This is a genomic window from Lysinibacillus sp. GW247-5R2A, from assembly GCF_059424475.1.
This window is the reverse complement of record NZ_JBWKZL010000031.1, coordinates 1-2,180: the sequence shown is the minus strand read 5'-3', so window position 1 is coordinate 2,180 and position 2,180 is coordinate 1. Positions and strand designations below refer to the sequence as shown.

Genomic DNA, 2,180 nt, shown 5'->3' with positions numbered 1-2,180 from the left:
GGAAAATCTTAGTCAAATAAGCAAAAAGGGAAATCGAACAGCATCGATTTCCCTTTTATCTTGAATATCAGCTAGTTTTGTCCCAGCCTCATTTTTTTATTGACGTAAGTTCAAAAGACAAAAAGAAATAGCAAACTAACTATTTCATAGTTTGCTATTTCTACATCTATACATTCAAATTTTCTAGATAACCTAGTTCTAAGAAATTCGATGACATGACCAAACGATACCACCAGAGTTAGCTCCACCTAGTGTCAGAGAGATAGTCAATCCATTGGCTTCATAGAACAAATCAATCGTATCTCCAGCATTTAAATTCACTTCTCCTGCCAAAGTGATTGTGCCATTTCCAAGAACTGCTCGTAAAGTTAATACAAGTGCCACATTGACGTTTAGTACAGGGAATAAGCCACTAATTAAATTTGTTGTAGCATTTCGTCTAATTGCAAATGATGGGTTAATTCCCCCTCCTAATGTAACACTAATGGCCGCAGTAGTGGAGTAGTTAATAGTTGCTTCAAAGGAATATCTACCTGTAGTTGGTACAGTGAATATGCCAGTTGTTGGATTGAATGCAGGTGTTGTAAAGTATGGTGACGCGACACTCCAGTTAGTGATTGAAGTAGATCCACTAACAGCCAACGTGTTTTTAAAGGCAGAGAATCCTTCAGTAAACGCTGGTCCAGTAGCACCCGTTGCGCCGGTAGCGCCAGTAGTGCCAGTAGCGCCAGTAGCCCCAGTAGTGCCAGTAGCCCCAGTAGTGCCAGTAGAACCGGTAGTTCCAGTGACACCCGTAGTTCCGGTAGCGCCAGTTGTACCTGTAGCTCCTGTAATGCCAGTAGCCCCAGTAGTTCCAGTTACACCAGTAGTGCCAGTAGCGCCAGTAGGTCCAATATCACCAGTAGCACCAGAAGAACCTGTGGTTCCAGTAACACCAGTAGCTCCGGTAACGCCAGTAGCACCAGTAGAACCTGTGGTTCCAGTAGCCCCGATAGCCCCTGTAGCACCAGTAACGCCAGTAGGTCCAATATCACCAGTAGTACCAGTAGCACCAGTAGTTCCGGTTACACCAGTAGCGCCAGTAGAACCTGTAGTTCCGGTAACACCAGTAGCTCCGGTAACGCCAGTAGAGCCGGTAGCACCGATAGCCCCAGTAGAACCAGTAGAACCTGTGGTTCCAGTAACACCAGTAGCTCCGGTAACGCCAGTAGCCCCTGTAGCACCAGTAGGTCCAATATCACCAGTAGTACCAGTAGTTCCGGTAACACCAGTAGCGCCAGTAGCACCAGTAGTTCCGGTAACACCAGTAGCGCCAGTAGCACCAGTAGAACCTGTAGTTCCAGTAACACCAGTAGCGCCAGTAGCACCAGTAGAACCTGTGGTTCCAGTAACACCAGTAGCTCCGGTAACGCCAGTAGCGCCGGTAGCACCGATAGCCCCAGTAGAACCTGTGGTTCCAGTAACACCAGTAGCACCCATAGCCCCTGTAGCACCAGTAACGCCAGTAGGTCCAATATCACCAGTAGTACCAGTAGCACCAGTAGTTCCGGTAACACCAGTAGCGCCAGTAGCACCAGTAGCACCAGTAGTTCCAGTAACACCAGTAGCTCCGGTAGCACCGATAGCCCCAGTAGCACCTGTGGTTCCAGTAACACCAGTAGCGCCAGTAGGTCCAATATCACCAGTAGTACCAGTAGCACCAGTAGCGCCAGTAGAACCTGTAGTTCCAGTAGCACCAGTAGTTCCGGTAACACCAGTAGCGCCAGTAGCACCAGTAGTTCCGGTAACACCAGTAGCGCCAGTAGCGCCAGTAGCACCAGTAGTTCCAGTAACACCAGTAGCTCCGGTAACGCCAGTAGAGCCGGTAGCACCAGTAGCACCAGTAGAACCTGTGGTTCCAGTAACACCAGTAGCTCCGGTAACGCCAGTAGAGCCGGTAGCCCCGATAGCCCCTGTAGCACCAGTAGGTCCAATATCACCAGTAGTACCAGTAGCACCAGTAGAACCTGTGGTTCCAGTAACACCAGTAGTTCCGGTAGCACCAGTAGTACCAGTAGCACCAGTAGCACCAGTAGCGCCAGTAGAACCTGTAGTTCCAGTAGCACCAGTAGTTCCGGTAACACCAGTAGCGCCAGTAGCACCAGTAGTTCCGGTAACACCAGTAGCGCCAGTAGCACCAG

General features: G+C 49.3%; 1 pseudogene. It reads right to left on the bottom strand.

Features of this window, described 5'->3' with window-relative positions:
- Window positions 1-198: 198 nt before the first annotated feature.
- Window positions 199-2,180, bottom strand: a pseudogene (locus AC07YC_RS22760) (collagen-like protein); the annotation flags it as partial.